General features: G+C 71.5%; 17 protein-coding genes and 1 pseudogene. 11 read left to right on the forward strand and 7 right to left on the reverse strand.

Features of this window, described 5'->3' with window-relative positions; all coding sequences use genetic code 11:
* Positions 1–85: 85 nt before the first annotated feature.
* Positions 86–616 carry an EXPERA domain-containing protein gene (locus G127AT_RS07010; protein WP_210901390.1) on the reverse strand — a complete coding sequence of 177 codons (531 nt, stop codon included), beginning with the start codon at positions 614–616 and terminating at the stop codon, positions 86–88.
* 201 nt (positions 617–817) lie between these two features.
* On the opposite strand from G127AT_RS07010, the gene G127AT_RS07015 reads away from it, so the two are divergent.
* Positions 818–2,341: a sensor histidine kinase gene (locus G127AT_RS07015; RefSeq protein ID WP_210901392.1), complete on the forward strand. Its 1,524-nt coding sequence runs from the start codon at positions 818–820 to the stop codon at positions 2,339–2,341.
* Positions 2,335–3,141: a response regulator gene (locus G127AT_RS07020; protein ID WP_210901904.1), complete on the forward strand. Its 807-nt coding sequence runs from the start codon at positions 2,335–2,337 to the stop codon at positions 3,139–3,141. Before G127AT_RS07015 ends, G127AT_RS07020 begins: the two co-directional genes overlap by 7 nt.
* 394 nt (positions 3,142–3,535) lie before the next feature.
* Here G127AT_RS07020 and G127AT_RS07025 read toward each other — a convergent pair whose 3' ends face one another.
* Positions 3,536–4,966: an MFS transporter gene (locus G127AT_RS07025; RefSeq protein WP_210901906.1), complete on the reverse strand. Its 1,431-nt coding sequence runs from the start codon at positions 4,964–4,966 to the stop codon at positions 3,536–3,538.
* A 280-nt stretch (positions 4,967–5,246) separates the two neighbouring features.
* Between G127AT_RS07025 and G127AT_RS07030 the strand changes: the two genes are divergently transcribed.
* From G127AT_RS07030 to G127AT_RS07040, 3 genes are all read left to right on the forward strand, one after another.
* On the forward strand, positions 5,247–6,131 hold the full coding sequence (locus tag G127AT_RS07030; protein WP_210901394.1) for an ABC transporter ATP-binding protein: 885 nt from the start codon (positions 5,247–5,249) through the stop codon (positions 6,129–6,131).
* Positions 6,128–7,246 (forward strand): ABC transporter permease, encoded by a 1,119-nt coding sequence (locus tag G127AT_RS07035; RefSeq protein ID WP_210901396.1) that lies wholly within the window; start codon positions 6,128–6,130, stop codon positions 7,244–7,246. The genes G127AT_RS07030 and G127AT_RS07035 overlap by 4 nt, the downstream gene beginning before the upstream one ends.
* Positions 7,247–7,344: 98 nt before the next feature.
* Complete coding sequence (locus tag G127AT_RS07040; RefSeq protein ID WP_210901398.1) at positions 7,345–8,418, forward strand: threonine aldolase family protein; 1,074 nt, start codon at positions 7,345–7,347, stop codon at positions 8,416–8,418.
* 79 nt (positions 8,419–8,497) lie between these two features.
* Here the strand turns inward: G127AT_RS07040 and G127AT_RS07045 are convergent, their stop codons facing one another.
* Positions 8,498–9,550 (reverse strand): zinc-dependent alcohol dehydrogenase family protein, encoded by a 1,053-nt coding sequence (locus G127AT_RS07045; protein WP_210901400.1) that lies wholly within the window; start codon positions 9,548–9,550, stop codon positions 8,498–8,500.
* A gap of 235 nt (positions 9,551–9,785) precedes the next feature.
* On the opposite strand from G127AT_RS07045, the gene G127AT_RS07050 reads away from it, so the two are divergent.
* Positions 9,786–10,373 (forward strand): nitroreductase family protein, encoded by a 588-nt coding sequence (locus tag G127AT_RS07050; RefSeq protein ID WP_244857927.1) that lies wholly within the window; start codon positions 9,786–9,788, stop codon positions 10,371–10,373.
* An 18-nt stretch (positions 10,374–10,391) separates the two neighbouring features.
* On the opposite strand, the gene G127AT_RS07055 is transcribed toward G127AT_RS07050, so the two are convergent.
* The 3 genes and pseudogenes from G127AT_RS07055 to G127AT_RS16295 form a co-directional block, all read right to left on the reverse strand.
* On the reverse strand, positions 10,392–11,141 hold the full coding sequence (locus G127AT_RS07055; protein ID WP_244857812.1) for a nucleotidyl transferase AbiEii/AbiGii toxin family protein: 750 nt from the start codon (positions 11,139–11,141) through the stop codon (positions 10,392–10,394).
* The gene (locus G127AT_RS07060; protein WP_244857814.1) at positions 11,138–11,509 is read right to left on the reverse strand and encodes a hypothetical protein; all 372 of its coding nucleotides are present in this window, start codon (positions 11,507–11,509) and stop codon (positions 11,138–11,140) included. The genes G127AT_RS07055 and G127AT_RS07060 overlap by 4 nt, the downstream gene beginning before the upstream one ends.
* A 24-nt stretch (positions 11,510–11,533) precedes the next feature.
* Positions 11,534–11,950: pseudogene (locus G127AT_RS16295) on the reverse strand (type IV toxin-antitoxin system AbiEi family antitoxin domain-containing protein); the annotation flags it as partial.
* Between G127AT_RS16295 and G127AT_RS07065 the strand changes: the two are divergent.
* Together G127AT_RS07065 and G127AT_RS07070 are read left to right on the forward strand one after the other, a co-directional pair.
* Positions 11,940–12,605, forward strand: a complete 666-nt coding sequence (locus G127AT_RS07065) for a GNAT family N-acetyltransferase (protein WP_210901404.1) — start codon at positions 11,940–11,942, stop codon at positions 12,603–12,605. The pseudogene G127AT_RS16295 and the gene G127AT_RS07065 sit on opposite strands and share 11 nt — an antisense overlap.
* A gap of 113 nt (positions 12,606–12,718) precedes the next feature.
* Positions 12,719–13,987, forward strand: coding sequence for an MFS transporter (locus tag G127AT_RS07070; RefSeq protein WP_210901912.1), 1,269 nt, complete (start codon positions 12,719–12,721; stop codon positions 13,985–13,987).
* Between the two features lie 700 nt (positions 13,988–14,687).
* Here G127AT_RS07070 and G127AT_RS07075 read toward each other — a convergent pair.
* Positions 14,688–16,862 carry an ATP-dependent Clp protease ATP-binding subunit gene (locus G127AT_RS07075; RefSeq protein ID WP_210901406.1) on the reverse strand — a complete coding sequence of 725 codons (2,175 nt, stop codon included), beginning with the start codon at positions 16,860–16,862 and terminating at the stop codon, positions 14,688–14,690.
* Between the two features lie 338 nt (positions 16,863–17,200).
* Between G127AT_RS07075 and G127AT_RS07080 the strand changes: the two genes are divergently transcribed.
* From G127AT_RS07080 to G127AT_RS07090, 3 genes are all read left to right on the forward strand, one after another.
* The gene (locus G127AT_RS07080) at positions 17,201–17,638 is read left to right on the forward strand and encodes a nitroreductase family deazaflavin-dependent oxidoreductase (RefSeq protein ID WP_210901408.1); all 438 of its coding nucleotides are present in this window, start codon (positions 17,201–17,203) and stop codon (positions 17,636–17,638) included.
* A 94-nt stretch (positions 17,639–17,732) separates the two neighbouring features.
* Positions 17,733–18,740, forward strand: a complete 1,008-nt coding sequence (locus G127AT_RS07085; protein WP_210901410.1) for a DUF2804 domain-containing protein — start codon at positions 17,733–17,735, stop codon at positions 18,738–18,740.
* A gap of 85 nt (positions 18,741–18,825) precedes the next feature.
* On the forward strand, positions 18,826–19,776 hold the full coding sequence (locus G127AT_RS07090) for a DUF389 domain-containing protein (RefSeq protein WP_210901412.1): 951 nt from the start codon (positions 18,826–18,828) through the stop codon (positions 19,774–19,776).
* The last annotated feature ends 55 nt before the right edge of the window (positions 19,777–19,831 follow it).

The raw sequence follows: 19,831 nt of genomic DNA on the forward strand, positions 1-19,831 counted from the left end.
CGCGAATGAACCGTCCCGGCCTCCGGAACCAGCATTTCGCGCGACTTCGCCGCCGCGGGCGGCGGACCGGGCCGCATCCGCCGGCTCAGAACCGCCGGGTGAAGGGCAGGGGCTTGCGCATGCGGACGAGCAGCAGCAGGGGGATGAGCACGTACGGCAGGTTGAACGCGAGGAACTTCGCCGGGTTCGGCGTCACCCATTCGGGTTCGCCGAAGAATTCGACGCCGAAGACGATGATGCCCGTGATCGACGCGATCATGGTCGCGTAGATGACGGCGGGCAGTTGGATCCAGTTCCAGCCGCGGATGAGCGCCGGCACGAGCACGAGGTAGAACGCCAGGTAGACGAACGCGGAGAGGCCGGTGACGATCCGCATCCACACCGGCGGGTTCTGGAACAGCGGATCGGTGCCTTCGGCGTACCAGTAGTTCGCGTTGACGATGGGGTTCGACGACGGCTGGTTGAAGTCGATGCCGAGCGTCGGCACCATGTCGGCGATGCAGCTGGTCACGATGAACAGGGTGAACACGATCGCGAAGGCGATGTCGATCGGGCGCTTGCGCAACGGCAGATTCGCGGGGCGGGTCGCCGGCCGGGCCTCGGTGTCGGTCGTCATGTTCCGACGCTAGCCGGGTGTGGATGCCGGAGCGCGCCGCCGCGCGGGGCCCGCGATGCCGGGGGCGGCGCTCCCGGCGCCGCACCGCCCTGCGCCGCACATCGGCTTCGCGGGGCGCCCCCGCGACGAGGCGGCCCTCCCCCGCACGACGGAGTCCCGCCGGCGGATGCCCCCGCGCGCCCGCATCGCTAGCGTAGGAAGATGGCCGCCACCGATTCCGAGCGCCCCGCGGCATCCGCACCCGGGCCGCACCGGCCGGCACCCGCGGTCGCGCCCGACGCATCCACCGCCCACGGCGCACCCGCCGCACCCCTCGTCGAACCCGGCATCGAATGGGTGCGCCCGCGCCCCGGCCCCGAGGGGCGCCGCCGCGACCTGTGGCTCGCGCTCGTCGTCGCCGGACTGACGACGATCAGCGTGCTGCTGTACCGCGCAGCCGGCGCATACGACGAGGCTCCCGCATGGGCGGTGGTGCTGTGGGTCGCCGCGATCACGCTGCCGCTGGCCCTGCGCCGCGTCATCCCCGAGATCGTGCTCGGCGTCGTCGCGGTCGCGTTCGCAACCGGTGCGATCGCCGGTGTCGGCGAGGCGCTGTTCGCGAACATCACCCTGTTCATGGCGTTCTACGCGGTCGGCGCGTGGAGCACGAACCGTCTGCGGGCGAACATCGTGCGCGGGGCGGTCACGGCGGCGATGTTCGCGTGGCTGCTCATCCAGTCCGCGTACCTGTCGAACGTCGACGACTACCTGCCGGAGATCGAACGCTCCGGCGATGGGCCCATGTCGCCCTACATCGCGTATTCGCTCATCAACGTCCTCACGAATCTGCTGTACTTCGGCGGCGCCTGGTTCTTCGGCGACAACGCCTGGCGCGGGGCGCGCACGCGGGCGGCGCTCGAGCAGCGCAGTGCCGAGCTCGCGGCCGAGCGTGAGCGCACGCGCGCGCAGGCGGTCGCGCTCGAGCGGGTGCGGATCGCCCGCGAACTGCACGACGTCGTCGCCCATCATGTGTCGGTCATGGGGGTGCAGGCGGGGGCCGCGCGTTTCATGCTCGAACGCGACCCGGCGGCTGCGGCGGCCTCGCTGGAGGCGATCGAGGCGAGCGCGCGCGAGGCCGTCGACGAGATGCAGCGCCTGCTCGGCACGCTTCGCGGCGGGGCGGATGCGGGCGCGGGCGGGGATGCGGCGAGCACGCGCGGGCTCGCCCAGCTCCCGGAGCTCGTGGAGCAGTCGAACGCCGCCGGGCTCCCGGCGACGTTCGAGGAGGTCGGGGCGGCGCGGCCGGTTCCGCAGCTCGCCGGCTTCAGCGCGTACCGCATCGCGCAGGAGGCGCTGACGAACGTGCGCAAGCACGCCGGCCCGGCGGCGGCCGCCGAGGTGCGCGTGCGATACACGGCCGACGCCTTCGAGGTCGAGATCGTGAACACCGGGCAGGTGCGAGCGGATGCCGCGGGCGGTGCCGCCGAATCGGCGCTCTCGAACGGTGCCGGCCTCGGGCAGATCGGCATGCGCGAGCGCGTCGCCGCGGCCGGCGGGACCATCGAACTCGGCCCGCGCGCCCGCGGCGGGTACCGGGTGCGGGCACGCTTCCCGGCTCCGGGCGCCGCGCCCGGTGGCGGCACGGCGGGCGCCGCGCCGAGCAGCGCCCCGGCCGGCGACGCCGAGTCCGGCGGTACCGCCGGCGGTGCCGCACCCGCAGCATCCACCCCCGAGGAGGCATCGTGACCGTCCGTGTACTCGTCGTCGACGACCAGGATCTCGTGCGGGCCGGCTTCCGGACGATCCTCGACTCCGACCCCGGCATCGAGGTCGTCGGCGAGGCGGCCGACGGCGCCGCCGCGATCGACGCGGCCCGGCGCCTCGACCCCGATGTGATCTGCATGGACGTACAGATGCCCGGCGTCGACGGCCTCGAGGCGACGCGCGCGATCACCGCCGACCCCGCCATCGGGGCCGCCGTGCTCATGCTCACGACCTTCAATCGCGAGGACTACCTCTTCGAGGCCCTCGCCGCCGGCGCAAGCGGATTCCTGCTGAAGAATTCGAGCCCCGAGAACCTCCTCGAGGCGGTCCGCGTCGTCGGCCGCGGCGACGCGCTCCTCGCGCCCGACGTGACGCGTCACGTGATCGAGGCGGTCGTCGGCCGGGCGGGTGCGGATGCCGGTGCGGCGCCCGCCGCCGCACCGGCGAGCACGGGACCGGGTGCGCCCGCCGCACCCGTCACCGCACCGTCCCCGTCCGCCGCACGGACCCCGTCGGCCGCGGCCGAATCGGTTGCGCCGGGCCCGATCCGGCCGCCCGCGGCATCCGCACCCGGGCTCGACGCCCTGACCGACCGGGAACGCGAGGTGCTCGAACTGCTCGCGAAGGGGCTGTCGAACGCCGAGATCGCCGCGCGACTCTACGTCGGCGAGGCGACCGTGAAGTCGCACGTCTCGAAGGTGCTCATGAAGCTCGGCCTGCGCGACCGCGTCCACGCCGTCGTCTACGCATACGAGCACGGCATCGCCCGCCCCGCCGACTGACCCTGCGCTCCCCGCCCGGAAGGGAGAAGAGCAGCGCACCTGCACACACTGCGGACACCCGCGCGCACAACCACCTCCGCGCTGCCCCTTCCTCCACCCTTCCACCCGCTTCCCGGGGTCAGATCCCGCCACATTTCCGCGATCCAGCACCCGAAAATGGCGGGAATCGACCCCCGGAAGGGAGAAGAACAGTGCACCTGCACACACTGCGGGCACCGCGCGCACAGGCCGCCCCCGCACTGCCACCCGCTGCTGCACGCTTCCCGGGGTCAGATCCCGCCACATTTCCGCGATCCAGCACCCGAAAGTGGCGGGATATGACCCCCGGAAGGGAGAAGTGGCGGTGCGCGCACGGGACGGAAGGAGCGGGGACGCGAGTGGGCCGGCGCTGAGCTCAGCGGGCGGCTCCGCCGCCCGCGGCCGGATCCGCAGCGCCGTCGGCACCGGCGGCATCCGGATCGGCGGGGCCGGCCGAGCCGGCGGGGCCGCCTGAGCCGGCCGAGCCGGCCGAGTCAGCGGAGGCGGCGGGGCCGCCGGCGGCGAACTCGGCGGAGAGGATGCGGTAGGCGCGGGTGGTGAAGGCGAGGAAGGCGACGGCGACCATGATGAGCCCGCCGATGAGGAAGACGAGGGCGATGCCGCGGGCCTCGCCGTCGCCGAGCAGCCAGCCCCAGGTCGCCTGGCCGGCTTCGCTGTTCATGTAGGGGATGATGACGAACTCGGCGATGGGGGCGATGACGAACGCGGTGATCGGTGCGGCCGCCGACTCGACGGCCATCGCGAAGCCGAACACGCGGCCCTGCCGCCGGAACGGCACGAGCTTCTGGATCACGGTCTGCTCGGCGGCCTCCACCGCGGGCACGAGCGCCATGTAGAACCAGATGCCGACGGCGTACAGCAGCCACCATTCGCGGATCGTGAAGACGGCGCCGAGCAGGCCCATGCCGACGACGACGAGCAGCATGGTGCGGATCGGGTTCTTGCCGAGACCGAACTTCGCGATGGCGAGGCCGCCGATGATGAACCCGGTCGATGAGATGCCGAGCACGACGCCCCACGCTTCGACGGGGAACAGGGTCAGCCCGTAGGGGTCCATCAGTGCGATGTAGACGCCGCCGATGAGGTTGTTGAACGTCGAGAAGAAGATGAGCGTGAACAGGCCGGGGATCTTCCGCACGGCGGCGATCGCCCCGCGCAGGTCGACCGCGGGGGCCGCCTCGCCTTCCGCGGGCACCGGTTCGGCCTCGGGGATGCGCAGGAACAGCAGGTGCGCGAGGGCGACGGCGGTCGCGGCGAGCGCGATCACGAGCGTCCACCCCATGCCGAGCAGGCCGACCGAGAGCCCGCTGAACACGCTCGTCACGATGAAGGCGATGCCCTGCACGGTGCCGACGAGCCCGTTCGCGTTGGCGTGCCGTTCGACGGGCACGAGCAGGGTCACCGTCGTCGACAGGGCGATGTTGCGCATGTGCTCGACGACGGCGCCGAAGAGGATGATGCCGGTGAACAGCCAGAACCACGGCCCGCCGATGTCGATGAGGGCCGCTTCGGGCTGCAGCAGGAACAGCACGCCGGCCGCGCCGAACGCCGCGACCGTGACGAGGCTCGAGAGCACCATCACGGCGTGCTTGCGGTGCCGGTCGACGATGGTGCCGAACAGCATCGAGAACACGGCGACGAAGAGCATGTACGCCCCTCCGATGACGCCGGTGGCGAGCACCGATCGCGTCTCGAGGTAGATCCAGAAGGTCAGCGCGAACCACAGGTAGCTCGTCGTGACGTTCGCGACCATCGTGTTGACGAGCACCTGCAGGAAGGTGCGCATGCCGTGCGCGGGCGGCGAAGGATCGCCGGTGGATGCCGCAGCGCCGGTGGATGCCGCGGCGTCGGTGGATGCCGCAGCGTCGGCCGGTCCGGCGGCGCCGTTCGAGGGTTCCCCAGTCATTCCGGCAGGCTAACCCGCACCTCCGACATCGCCGAGCGGTCGTGGACCGATGTCCACCCCGTCGGCCTCCCCCGCACGGCGGAGGTCGCGCCGGCCCGGCGCCCCGGAAACCGGCCGTGCGGCGGATGCCGCCGCGCCCCGGCATCCATAGCGTGGAAGCATGCTCGAACTCAGCGGAATCGACAAGTCCTTCGGGACGAGACGCGTGCTCGACGGCGTCTCGTTCGCCGTCGGCGACGGACGCATGACCGGCTTCGTCGGCGGCAACGGCGCCGGCAAGACGACCACGATGCGGATCATCCTCGGCGTGCTCGCCGCCGACGGCGGCACCGTCACGATCGACGGCGCCCCGATCGGCCCCGACGACCGGCGACGCTTCGGGTACATGCCCGAAGAACGCGGCCTGTACCCGAAGATGAAGGTCCTCGAGCAGATCGTCTACTTCGCCCGCCTGCACGGCTGGAAGACGGCCGCCGCCACCCGCAACGCCACCGACCTGCTGGAGCGCCTCGGCCTCGGCGAACGTCTGGACGACACCGTCGAATCCCTCTCCCTCGGCAACCAGCAGCGCGCCCAGATCGCCGCCGCGCTCGTGCACCGCCCCGAGGTGCTGGTGCTCGACGAACCGTTCTCGGGTCTCGACCCGATCGCGGTCGAGAACGTGCAGCAGGTGCTCACCGACTACGCCGCCGGCGGCGCGCCCGTGCTGTTCTCCAGCCACCAGCTCGACATCGTCGAACGCCTCTGCGACGACCTCGTCATCATCGCCGGCGGTCGCATCCGCGCAGCCGGCGGCCGCGATGCGCTCCGCGAGCAGCACGGATCCACCCGCTACGAAGTCCTCCTCGCCGGGGATGCGGGGTGGCTCCGCGAGCAGCCCGGCATCGACGTGATCGACTTCGACGGCGGCTGGGCCGTGTTCGAGGCCGACGACCCCGAGGCCCGCCGGGCCGCCCTGGCCGCGGCCGTCGCCGCCGGCGAGGTCGTGAGCTTCGGCCGCGAACAGACCACCCTCGCCGAGATCTTCAAGGAGGTCGTCCGATGACCGATCCCGCCGTGCTCCGCCCCGCGACCGGCGCCGAGGCGCCCCGCGCACCGCGCTTCACCCAGGCCGTCGGCCTCGTCGCCGGCCGCGAGATCTCCTCCCGCGTGCGCAGCAAATCGTTCCTCGTCTCGACGGCGCTGCTCGCCCTCGCCGTGCTCGCTTCGATCGTGATCGGCGGGTTCGCCGCGCAGAACACGGAACCGCCCCAGGTCGCCGTCGTCGGCCAGTCCGCCGCCGTCGCCGACCGCGGCCTCGACGTCGTCGCCGCCGGCGACCGCGCCGAAGCCGAACGGATGCTCCGCGACGGCGACGTGGACGCGATCGTCGTGCCCGGCGGCGACGCCGCATCCACCACCGTCATCGGCCTCGACTCGGCCCCCGACACGGTCGTGCAGATGCTCTCCGTCCCGCCGCAGGTCGAGATCCTGAACCCCGACGCCCCGAACCCGTTCCTGGCGTACTTCGTCGCGCTCGGCTTCGGCATCGTCTTCCTCATGGCCGCGACGACGTTCGGCTCGACGATCGCGTACAGCGTCGTCGAAGAGAAGCAGACCCGCGTCGTCGAGATCCTGCTGTCGACCGTGTCGAGCCGGGCGATGCTCACGGGCAAGGTCGTCGGCAACTCGCTCATGGCGTTCGGGCAGATCCTGCTGATCGCGGCCGTCGCGATCATCGGCCTGCTCGTGACGGGTCAGGACGTCGTCGTCGCCGGCCTCGGGCCGAGCATCGCGTGGTTCGTCGTCTTCTTCCTCGTCGGCTTCGTGATGCTCGCCGCCATGTTCGCCGCGGCCGCCGCGCTCGTGTCGCGGTCGGAGGACATCGGCTCGGTGACCTCGCCCATCACGATGCTCGTGATGATCCCGTACTTCCTCGTCGTGTTCTTCAACGACAATTCGCTCGTGCTGACGATCATGAGCTACGTGCCGTTCTCGGCACCGGTGGGCATGCCGATGCGGATCTTCCTCGAGCAGGCGGCGTGGTGGGAGCCGCTCGTCTCGCTCGCCGTGCTCGTGGCGTCGACGGCGCTCGTCATCCTCATCGGGGAGCGCGTGTACTCGAACTCGCTGCTGCGCATGGGTGCGCGTGTGAAGCTCGGCGAGGCGCTGCGCGGCTGAACGGGCGGGGGCGTGCGGGGTGCCGCACGGGGGACGTGCGCCCGGGCATCCATTTCGCGAGTGGATGCCCGGGCGCCGTCCGGTGCGAGGATGGATCGGTGACCGACAGCACCCTCCACGACCCCCAGTACCGCGGCTTCGCCAGCGACAACTACGCCGGCGTGCACCCCGAGATCCTCGACGCGCTCGCCGCGGCGAACGGCGGCCACCAGGTCGCCTACGGCGAGGACGCCTACACGGCCCGCCTGCAGGAGGTGTTCGAAGCGCACTTCGGCGCCGGGATCGAGTTCTTCCCCGTGTTCAACGGCACGGGCGCGAACGTCACCGGGCTGCAGGCGATGCAGCCCCGATGGGGGGCGGTGATCGCGGCATCCACCGCCCACATCAACTCCGACGAGGGCGGCGCGCCGGAACGCGTCGGCGGCATGAAACTGCTCACCGTCGACGCCCCCGACGGCAAGCTCACCCCCGAACTCATCGACCGGGAGGCATGGGGCTGGGGCGACGAGCACCGCACCCAGCCGGCGGTCGTCTCGATCACGCAGACCACCGAGCTCGGCACCGCGTACACGGCCGAGGAGATCCGGGCCATCGCCGACCACGTGCACGCCGCCGGAATGCGCCTGCACATGGACGGCGCGCGGATCGCGAACGCGGCGGCGAGCCTCGGCCTGCCGCTCCGCGCCTTCACGCGCGACGCGGGCGTCGACGCGCTGACCTTCGGCGGCACGAAGAACGGGCTCATGTTCGGCGAGGTCGTTCTCGTGTTCGAGCCCGAGGCGGCGCCCGGCATGAAGTACCTCCGCAAGCTCGACATGCAGCTGGCGTCGAAGATGCGGTTCCTGTCGGCGCAGTTCATCGCCCTGCTCGAGGGGGACCTGTGGCTGCGCAGCGCCGCGCACGCGAACGCGATGGCCCGCCGCCTGCGCGACGCCCTCGACGCCGGCATCGCCGACGGGTCGATGCCGGGCCTCGGCTTCAGCCAGGAGACGCAGTCGAACGGCGTCTTCGCGATCCTGCCGCCCGGCGTCGCCGACCGCCTGCGGGAACGGTTCCGCTTCTACGACTGGGACGCGGCCAAGGGCGAGGTGCGCTGGATGTGCTCCTTCGACACCACCGAAGCCGACATCGACGCCTTCGTCGCCGGCATCCGCGAAGAGCTCGCGCGCTGACGAGTGCGGGGGTGGATGCCGTGGGCCCGGGCATCCATCGCCGAGTGGATGCCGGGGCGCACCGGCATCCGCTCACCCCCTACGGGCGCAGCAGCACCTTGATCGCGCGGCGCTCGTCCATCGCCGCGTAGGCTTCCGGGGCGTCGACGAGGGGCAGCTCGAGGTCGAAGACGCGGCCGGGGTGGATGCGTCCGCTGCGCACATCGTCGATGAGCTCGGGGATGTAGCCGCGCACCGGGGCGACGCCGCCGTTCACGCCGACGTTCGTGCCGAACAGCCGCCCGATCGGCAGTTCGGGGCCGCCGGCCGGCACGCCCACGTAGCCGACCATGCCGCCGGGGCGGGTGGAGCGGATCGCCTGATCCATCGACTCCTTCGTGCCGACGCACTCGAGTACTCGGTCGGCGCCGATGCCGCCGGTGAGCTCGCGGATGCGGGCCACGCCCTCGTCGCCGCGTTCCGGAACGACATGGGTGGCGCCGAACTCGCGGGCGAGGGCCGCGCGATCCTCGTGGCGGCTCATCGCGATGATCGTCGTCGCCCCGAGGCGCTTGGCCGCGATCACCGCGCACAGGCCCACCGCGCCGTCGCCGACGACGGCGACCGTGTCGCCGGGCCCCACCCCGGCCGACACCGCCGCATGATGCCCGGTGCCCATGACGTCGCTGAGGCTCAGCAGCCCCGGAATCTCCTCGGTCCGCACCGGGTCGCCGTCGACGACGAACAGGGTGCCGTCGGCCAGCGGCACCCGCACCCGTTCGCCCTGCCCGCCGTCGACCTGCACCCCGTTGCGATCGAGAGCACCCCACGACTCCCCCGCCAGGCACGACGTGCTCACCCCGTTCCGGCAGTTCACGCACGTGTCGTCGCACACGTAGAAGGGGGCGATGACGAAATCACCGGTCTTCACGGCATCCACCGCGTCGCCCGTCGCCTCGACCACGCCGATGAACTCGTGCCCGATGCGCGAACCCGGCGTCACCTGCTTGATGCCTCGGTAGCGCCACAGGTCGGAACCGCACACGCACGACGCCACCACCCGCACGATCGCATCCGTCGGATCGGCGATGACGGGGTCGGGCACATGTTCCACGCGCACCTCGTGCGCGCCGTCGATGATCGTCGCAAGCATGCTTCGAGCGTAGCGAGTGGGGGCTGCGAGGCGGCGAGGGTGGATGCGGGACGGATGCGACATGCCGGGCACAGGAAGCACGGAGGCTCTATGCGGTGTCATGGAATGCGCGGCGACGCGTGCGCGTTCGAGACAGGGTGCCCCCGGTGCAGCGCCGGCCGCGCTGCCGTCGGGCGCGCGGGCAGTTCGTGCGCGCCGCGGCATCCACACCCGAGAAAGGCCCGAATTGACCCTCATCACCGACATCGCCAGCCGTGCCGCCGACACCGACGCGCCCCTCATCGACCCGCTCATCGAACGCTGGAGCCCTCGCGCGTTCGACCCCGAGGCCGTCGTTCCCGAAGCGCAGCTGAAGACGATGCTCGAGGCCGCCCGCTGGGCGCCGTCGGCGGCGAACACGCAGCCGTGGCGCTTCATCGTCGCGCGCCGCGGCGAGGCGGCCTTCGACGCCATCCACGAGACGATGCGCGACTTCAACCGCGTCTGGGCCGACCGCGCCTCGGTGCTCATCGCGAACGTCGCCCGCACCGTCGGCGACGACGGCACGCCCATGCCGTGGGGGCTCTACGACCTCGGCCAGGCGGTCGCGCACCTCACGATCCAGGCCCAGCACGACGGGCTGCACACCCACCAGATGGGCGGCTTCGACGCCGACGCGATCGCCGCCGCCTTCGGGCTCGGCGAAGGCATGCGGGTCGTCTCGGTGACCGCCGTCGGCATGCTCGGACCGATCGACGAGCTCGACGAGCGCTTCCTCGCCCGGGAATCCGCGCCGCGCACGCGCCTGCCGCTCGCCGAGATCGTCATCCGGCCGGAGGGCTGACCGGGGGCGTCGCCGGTGTCAATCGACGGCGGGCGACGAGACGATCAGGCCGATGACCCGTTCAAGCCATCGGCGCGCCGCCACGACGTCCGGCAGCACGGGAGTGCCGCCGTCGATCTCGGTTTCCGCACGTGCATCGGCGTACGCGAGTTCCCAGCCGTCCATCGGGCGCAACGGGAGCGGCGGCCAGGCCTGTTGGCGTCGCCAGCCGAACGTGCGCACGCACAGGTCTTGCACGACGAGCAGATCGGGCTCGGCGCTCCACAGCAGCTGCAGGTCGACCAGATCATGCGCTCGCACGTAGGTGGGATCGGTGACGGCGTGGAGCTTCTGCGCGATCTGATACTCCAGATCGATCAGTTCTACGGGCTGCAGATTCCCGAAGCCGAAGTACGCGCCGAATTGCACGAGTTCGCCGTCGAGCCCCTTCCGCGCGTGCGCATCCGGGTTGCGGCGCTGCGCGCCTTTCGACGCCGGCACCGTTCCCCAGCCCTCGGCCAGACGCGCGCGGAACGCCTGCTCGAACTCCTCACCACGGACGCGGGTGGAGACATCGAGGTCGGACGTGGCGCGCGTGCCGCGCTCGCCGAAGCGCAACTTCACTCCCATGCCGCCTTTGACGGCGACGGCGTCGGGAAGCATCTGCGACACGATCAGCGTGCAGAGCATGACGCGCGCACGAGCGACGGGGATGCTCAGCGCGGCAGCGACCTGCGCGAGCCTGGCATTGAGCTGAGTCACGTTCAGCGGCGGTGTCGCGTCGTTCACGGCTGCACCGTCTTCCGGTCGGTTGCGTCGTGCTCGTCGATCAGGTCTCGCCTGAGCGCCTCATCGACCATGCCGTCCCATCGGTCCGGCGGCATGCGATCACGCATGTCGTCCAGCGCCCGCCGGACGGTCGTCGCCGGGATGCCTTCGTACGCCGTGATGTCCTCATCGGGCACATCGGATCGGTTCTCGAGTTCCATCCATCCCGGCAGCGCGCGCCGCACACGGCGACGCGTACCCACACGCACCTTCGGCGGATTGAACCGCCCGATCCCGAACAGATCGAGCACGGATTCACGATGCAGGAAGGCCTCTTCCCCGGCGAGTGCCACGGCGATCGTCGGCTCGGTCAACGGGGTCGTCGGCACGTCACGGTGCGTGTAGACGCCCTGCCCGTAGGCCCGGAGCGCGCCGCGAGCGGCAAGCTTCCGCACCTCGACGGCAGGCACGCCTGCATCCTCCGCCTCGGCGACCGTGACGACTCCGTTGCGAGAGGCTGCAATCTCCCACAGATCTTGCCGATATCCCATCTGATCACCTCGCGGGCAATACCGTACCATAATTGGTACGTTGTTGACAGCCGAATCTCGCTTATGGCGATCCGACCCGCGGCCGGGCAACCCGTATCGAGGTTCGAGAGCCGCCGAGCTTCGCGAACTGGGGCGAGGCCGGAGCCCAACGCCCGCGAAACGGGATCCGGCCGGAGGGCTGAGCGGGGGCGTCGCCGCCTCCCCCTTTCGGCGGAGCGCGGACAGCGCTAAGGTGTGCCGGGTGCCGGGGGGCACTTTGGGGGGTCGGATGGACGTCATCTCGCCGACGGATCGCACCGTCGCATCGGAGGCACGCGCGACGCGCTGCGCCGTCGCCTCGGTCAGGACGGGGCCGATCACGGCCGTCCCCGGAGTCGGGCCGGCAGGCCGGCTGGCCGGGCAGGCGGCCGGGGCCGGGCAGGCCGGGGCGGGCAGATCCGGGGCCGCGCCCTCGGGTGTCGCGTCCGAACCCCTCAGGCTGCGGACGATCCCGATGTGGCATCCCGCGTTCATCGGCCTCGTCGAGGCACTCGCCACCGAGGTCTTCGACGAAATCGACCTCGACTCGGCGGCCTCGCTCATCGCCATGCAGCGCGACGCGCGCCTCGAACGGCTGTGCACGGGCGATGCGACGGCGATGCTCATCGAGCGCGGCGGCGAGGTCATCGGCTACATCGTGACGGCCGCGGGCGACGGATGCCTGTGCATCCTCGACGGGTACGTCCGCCCCGACGCCCGGGGGCGCGGCATCGCGACCGCCGTGCTCGCCGAGATCACCTCCACCGCCGAGGCGGCCGGATGCCCCGTCGAGGTGGAGCTGTGGGCGGCGAGCCCCGCGATCCGGCTGTGCCGGCGGTTCGGCTTCGCCGAGGCGAGCGCGCACGCCGGGCATCGACGGCTGCGGCGGATGCCCGGGGCATCCACCCCCGCCTGAACCCGCGCCTCGTTGCGCAGCCGACCGCGCGGGTCATCCGCCGGTCATCCCGAATCATCCGCCCGGCCGACGACGATGTCGGCGGGGCCGTGCAGAATAGCCGAGTGCACGGCATGCGAGGGTTCTGGGCGGCGCTTCCCACCGAGGGGCGGTGGCTGCTGTCGACCGTCGTCATCACGACGTTCGGGCGCGGGCTCACGCTGCCCTTCACGATCATCTACCTGAGCGAGGTGCGCGGCTTCGACCTCGGCTTCTCGGGGCTGCTGATGAGCCTCATCGCCGTCACCGGCCTGATCGTGACGGCCCCCTCCGGCGCCCTCACCGACCGCTTCGGGGCGCGCGCCGTGCTGCTCGCCTCGCTCGTGTCGATGATCGCCGGGTGCACGCTGCTCGCGTACGCGACGCATCCGCTCACCGCGACCATCGCCGTCTGCCTCATCGGCGTGAACTTCGGCGCCTCGTGGCCGGCGAACAACGCCCTCATCGCGCACGTCGTCGACGGCGAGCTCAGGCAGCGCTACTTCGGCGTGAACTTCGCGCTCGTGAACCTCGGGATCGGCTTCGGCGGCATCATCGGCGGTCTTTTCATCGACGTCGCCGACCCCTTCACCTTCACCCTCATCTTCCTCATCGACGCCGTCAGCTGCTTCGTGCCGATCGCGCTGCTGCTCGGGCCGCTCAGGCGCGTGCACACGGTGCCGGCGCCCGTCGAAGGCGAGGGCCCTGCGGCATCCGTCGGCTATCTGCACCTGTTGAGACAACCCGCGGTGCGCTGGATGACCCTGCTGTCGTTCCTCGCGGTCTTCGTCGGCTACGGGCAGTTCGAGGCCGGCTTCCCCGCCTATGCGCGCGGCGTCGCCGAAGTGTCGACGCAGACAATCGGCTTCGCGTTCGCCGTGAACACCGCCGTCATCGTGCTGCTCCAGTTCACCGTGCTGAACCGCATCGCCGGGCACCGCCGAACCCGGGTGCTCATCGTCATGGCCCTCATCTGGACCGTGTCGTGGATGCTGCTCGGCACCGCCGGGCTGCTGCCCGGCTCCTGGGCGGCGGTCGCCGGAGTGCTCGCGTTCACCGGGGTCTTCGCCTTCGGCGAGACCCTCATGCAGCCCTCGATCCCGGCGATCGTGAACGACCTCGCCGACGACCGCAGCCGCGGCCGGGCGAACGCGGTCAACTCGGCATCGTTCCAGGCCGGCGCGATCCTCGGCCCCGTCGTCGCCGGGCTCCTGCTCGACCACGGCCTCTCGGGGATCTACATCGCCGTCATGGTCGCCGGCTGCCTCGGCGTCGCCGTGCTCGCCCTCGTACTGGAACGCCGCCTCCCGGCGCACGCCAACGGCGTGCCCGCGGCGGCGGCCGCATCCCCGGCTGCGGAGTAGCCGGAGGGCGCTCGGGCACCTGCACCCCGGCATCCGTGCCCCGGGGCATCCGCGCCCGGCATCCGCCCCCGCGGCATCCGCGCCCGGCGGCATCCGCGCCCGGCATCCGCCCCCGCGGCATCCGCGCCCGGCGGCATCCGCGCCCGGCATCCGCGCCGCGCGGCATCCACACCCGGCACCTACCCGTCCCTCACCACCTGCCCGGCCTCATCCGCCTGCCGCGACGCCCTCCGCAACTGCATCGTCTGCGCAATGCAGGAACACGCACGGCGTGTCGCACCCGCCCATGCGGGAGAACGCCCCTCGACACGGTTGCACTCCTGCATTGCGCAGAACACCGGCGCCGCGCGAGGCGGCACGCACCCGATCACCGCGCACCCCGGCTCCCGGCCCTCGTCCGACCGCGCGGCATCCACACCCGGCACCTACCCGTCCCTCACCGCGCGCCCGGCCTCATCCGCCCGCCGCGACGCCCTCCGCAGCCGTGTCGTCTGCGCAATGCAGGAACACGCACGGCGTGTCGCACCCGCCCATGCGGGAGAAGGCCCCACGACACGGTTGCACTCCTGCATTGCGCAGGACTGCAGCGCCCGCACAGCGGCGCCCACAGGGCGGCGGCCGCACAGCAGCGACCGCACAGCGGCGCCCACAGGGGCGGCGCCCGGGGCGGCGCCCGCACAGCGGCGCGTCGAGGGCGCCGCTACTCCTCGACCGGCGGCTCGGTCGTCGGCAGGACGGTGAGCCGCTCGCCGTCGCCGGCGAGGCCGACGACGACCGAGTCCCCGTCGTGGATCTCCCCCGACAGCAGCCCCTGCGCGAGCCGGTCGTCGATCTCGTGCTGCATGAGGCGGCGCAGCGGCCGGGCCCCGTAGATCGGGTCGTAGCCGCGTTCGGCGAGCCACGCGCGCGCGTCGGGCGTGACGCCGAGGCTGAGGCGGCGCTCGTGCAGGCGGTCGGCGAGGCGGTCGATGTAGAGGTTCACGATCTCGGCGAGCTCGTCCTCGGTGAGCGCCGAGAACACGACGATGTCGTCGAGGCGGTTCACGAACTCGGGCTTGAAGGCCTGGCGGACGGTCTGCATGACCGCCTCCTCCTTCTCGGCCCACGACAGCGACGGGTCGACGAGGTAGTTCGAGCCGAGGTTCGAGGTGAGGATGAGGATCGTGTTGCGGAAGTCGACCGTGCGCCCCTGCCCGTCGGTGAGGCGGCCGTCGTCGAGCACCTGCAGGAGCACGTCGAACACTTCGGGGTGGGCCTTCTCGACCTCGTCGAAGAGCACGACCGAGTAGGGCCGGCGGCGCACCGCCTCGGTGAGCTGGCCGCCCTGGTCGTAGCCGACGTATCCCGGAGGGGCGCCGACGAGCCGCGAGACCGAGAACTTCTCGCCGTACTCCGACATGTCGATGCGGATCATCGCCTTCTCGTCGTCGAAGAGGAACTCGGCGAGCGCCTTGGCGAGCTCCGTCTTGCCGACACCGGTGGGGCCGAGGAAGAGGAAGGAGCCGGTGGGGCGGTTGGGGTCGCTGATGCCGGCCCGGGATCGCCGCACGGCATCCGCCACCGCCGTCACCGCCTGCTTCTGCCCGATGAGCCGCCGCCCGAGTTCGGCTTCGAGGTGCAGGAGCTTTTCGGTCTCGCCCTGCAGCAGCCGGCCGACGGGGATGCCGGTCCATGCCGAGATCACGGCGGCGATGTCGTCTTCGGTGACCTGCTCGTTGACCATGCGGGGTTCGTCGTCGGCGGCTTCGGCCTGCTCGGCGGCCTCGAGGTCGCGCTGCAGTTGCGCGATCGTCTCGTATTCGAGTTTGGATGCGCGTGCGTAGTCGGCGTCGCGCATGGCGCGGTCGCGGTCGGTGACGGCTTCGTCGAGGCGCTTCTTGAGGTCGCCGACGCGGTTCAGTCCGCTGCGTTCGCGCGACCAGCGCTCTTCGAGCTCGGCGAGTTCGCGTTCGAGGCCGACGAGGTCGTCGCGGAGCTTCGCGAGGCGCTCCTTGGAGGCGTCGTCCTTCTCCTTCTTGAGGGCGAGCTCTTCGATCTTCATGCGGTCGACCTGGCGTTTCAGCTCGTCGATCTCGACGGGGCTGGAGTCGATCTCCATCTTCAGGCGCGACATGGCCTCGTCGATGAGGTCGATGGCCTTGTCGGGAAGCTGCCGGGCCGAGATGTACCGGTTCGACAGGGTGGATGCGGCGACGAGCGCGGCGTCGGAGATCGTGACGCCGTGGTGCGCCTCGTAGCGGCTCTTCAGCCCGCGGAGGATCGCGATGGTGTCTTCGACGCTCGGCTCGCCGACGTAGACCTGCTGGAAGCGGCGTTCGAGCGCGGCGTCCTTCTCGATGTACTCGCGGTATTCGTCGAGGGTGGTGGCGCCGATGAGGTGCAGTTCGCCGCGGGCGAGCATGGGCTTCAGCATGTTGGATGCCGCGACGGACCCTTCGCCGCCGCCGGCGCCCATGAGCAGGTGCAGTTCGTCGACGAAGGTGATGATCTCGCCCTCGGACTCGTTGATCTCTTTCAGGACGTTCTTCAGCCGTTCCTCGAACTGGCCGCGGTACATGGCGCCGGCGACGAGGGCGGAGATGTCGAGCGAGATGAGCTTCTTGCCCTTCAGGCTCTCGGGCACGTCGCCGGCGACGATGCGGCGGGCGAGGCCTTCGACGACGGCGGTCTTGCCGACGCCGGGCTCGCCGATGAGTACGGGGTTGTTCTTGGTGCGGCGGGTGAGCACTTGGCTGACCCGGCGGATCTCGGAGTCGCGGCCGATGACCGGGTCGAGCTTGCCGGCCTCGGCGAGCTCGGTGAGATCCACCCCGAACTGTTCGAGCGCCGACTGCTGTTCTTCCTGCGAGCTCGGCGCGCCCTGCATGTTCGCCACTTCGCATCCTTCCTTCAAACTTGAGTCTAGTTGACTCAACTTCACGGAAGGGGCGCGTATTCCGGCCACATCGCCGGGCATCCCCCAGATCTCACGGTAGACGGATGCCGCAGGCCGCGCCAGCACCACGGGCGCCGATCGCGGGTCTCGCGCGTCGCAACCAGCCGACGCGCCCGCCGTCGCACCCGCCGCCGGGAATGGCGGAGGCGGATGCTCGGTTGTGCATCGCAGAAGAGCGCGCCGCGGCATCCACTCGGGGCCGCCGGGCCACAGGGCCTCCGGGCCTCCGCCCGCCGACGCGCCACATCGCGAATCGCACCGCCGAGCAAAGGAGTCGCATGCCGCTGCAGGGAGAATACGCACCGAGCACCGCCGAATGGGCCCGCAAGCAGGCCGAGGCCTTCGAAGCCTCCCAGGGGGCCGAGGCCGCCACGCTGCAAGGCCGGCCGATCATCGTGCTGAGCTCGCTCGGCGCGAAGAGCGGCAAGATCCGCAAGACGCCGCTGATGCGCGTCGAGCACGACGGCGAATACGCGGTCGTCGCCTCGAAGGGCGGGGCTCCGGAGCACCCGCTCTGGTACCACAACCTCGTCGCCAACCCCCTCGTCGAACTGCAGGACGGCCCGGTCACGCGCGATTACCGTGCGCGGATCGCGACCGGATCCGAACGCGACGAATGGTGGGCCCGCGCCGTCGAAGCATGGCCGCCGTACGCCGACTACCAGACGAAGACCGACCGGCTCATCCCCGTGTTCGTGCTGACGCCGGTCGAGTAGCCCGCGAGTGGATGCCGCGGGGCGCCGCGATCGGCGTGCGCCCCGGCATCCACTCGCCGTTACGCTTGGCGCACACCGAACCGGAAGGCGCGCCGTGCCCGAACGCGAACTCACCGAGCCCGTCGCCCTCTGCCGCCCCGACGGGCGGCTGAACCCCGAAGCGGTCGGCTGGAGCCGGCATCCGCTGCACGACACCGACGGCATCGGCCGGGGCCTCCGCGGCCGGCTGCGCAACAAACGGTGGGAGTACTGGGCGTTCACGAGCCGGCGGTGGATCGCCGCCGTCACCGTGTCGATGCTCGACTACGCGACGCTCACCGAAGTGTGGGTGCTCGACCGCGCCTCGGGCGAGGAGATCGACCGGACGGCGATCACGCCGCTCTCGCAGGGTGTCGAGCTGCCGGGAACGCTCGGGCGCGGGGTCGCCTCGGCGGACGTGCCGGGCGTGCGGGTGCGGATCGAGGAGCTCGGCTCGAGCGGCGGCACCCGCATCCGCGCCACGACCGACCGTGTGCGCCTCGACGTCGTCGCCGAACGCCCCGCCGGCCATGAGGCGCTCGGGGTCGTCGTGCCGTGGTCGGCGACCAGGTTCCAGTACACGGTGAAGGATGTCGCCCGGCCCGCCCGCGGCGTGATCGAAGTCGACGGCGAGCCGGCCGAGCTCGGCGACGACGCCTGGGCGGTGCTCGACCACGGCCGCGGCCGCTGGCCGTACCGGATGGCGTGGAACTGGGGCGCCGCGTCCGGTCGCAACAACGGGCACACGATCGGCCTGCAACTCGGCGGACGCTGGACGCTGGGCACCGGCTCCACCGAGAACGCCTTCTCGATCGACGGCCGCCTGCACAAGATCTCCGACGAACTCGAGTGGAGCTACACCCCGGGCCGCTGGCTGGACCCCTGGCGCATCATCGGCGACCGCGTCGCCCTCCGCTTCGACCCCTTCCACGACCGCGTCGCGCACACGAACCTCGGCCTCATCGCCTCCGACACCCACCAGTGCTTCGGCCGCTACCGCGGCACCGTCACCGCCGACGACGGCACCGTCCACCCCATCGACGGCCTCCTCGGCTGGGCCGAGGACGTCCGCCAGCGCTGGTGAGCGGGTCGGGCGTGGCGAGCGCGCGGCGCAGCGTCTGCGGGCGCGGCGCGGCCGCGGCGGGGCGCGCGGCGGGCACACTGGGCTCGTGGAGCATCTGCGATTGATCGTGCCGGTGGGGCTGCGCGAGGCGGTGGATGCCGCGCTCGACGTTCCCGATGTGGTGAACGTCATCGTGATCGAGGGCTCGGGGGTGCGGCCGGCCGGCGACGTCATCCTGTGCGATGTGCAGCGAGCGGCGATGGGGCGGCTGATCCGCGATCTGGACCGGCTGGGCGTGAACGAGCACGGGTCGATCGCCGTCGAGAACATCGACCTGTCGGTGGTGCCCGAGTCGAAGGAGCCGCAGCACATCTTCGGCGGCGACGACGATGCGCTCGTGCTGCAGGAGGTGGAGTCGCGCACCGAGGCCGAGGTGCGGCTGTCGGCGACGTATCTCGTGTTCATCGCCGTCGCGACGGGCATCGGCGGCGTCGGCGTCGTGCTCGATCAGCCGGTGCTGCTCGTCGCGGCGATGGTCGTGGGGCCGGATTTCGGCCCGCTCGCGGCGATCTCGGTGGGCCTCGTGCGGCGGCATGCGCGTGGCATCCGCCGCTCGGTGCTGACCGCGGTCGTCGGGTATGCGGTCGGCATCGCCTTCACCCTGCTCATGAGCCTGCTGCTGATCGCGACGGGCGTCTTCCCGCGCACCATGTTCGATTACGAGCACGAGCCGCTCGCGGCGTTCATCTGGCAGCCGAACGTGCTGAGCACGGTGATCGGCTTGTTCGCCGGCATCGCCGGCATGCTGTCGCTGACGTCCGCGAAATCGAGCGCCCTGGTCGGGGTGCTGATCTCGATGAACACGATCCCCGCGGCCGCCGCGATCGGAGTCGCCGCGAGTTACGGCGCCTGGGCGCAGGTCGGCGGCGCCGGCCTCGAGTTCCTGCTGAGCCTCGCGTCGATCATCATCGGCGCCGCGGGAACCCTCGCGTTCCAGCTCACGATGCTCGGCCGTCGCGTGCGCGGCTGGCCCGCACGCCTGCGCAACGGGCGGTAAGCGCCCGCTGGCCGCGAGTGGATGCCGCGGCGCGCTGCCCTGCGGACAGGCCCCC

The organism is Agromyces archimandritae (assembly GCF_018024495.1).
GTDB classification, from domain to species: Bacteria; Actinomycetota; Actinomycetes; order Actinomycetales; family Microbacteriaceae; genus Agromyces; species Agromyces archimandritae.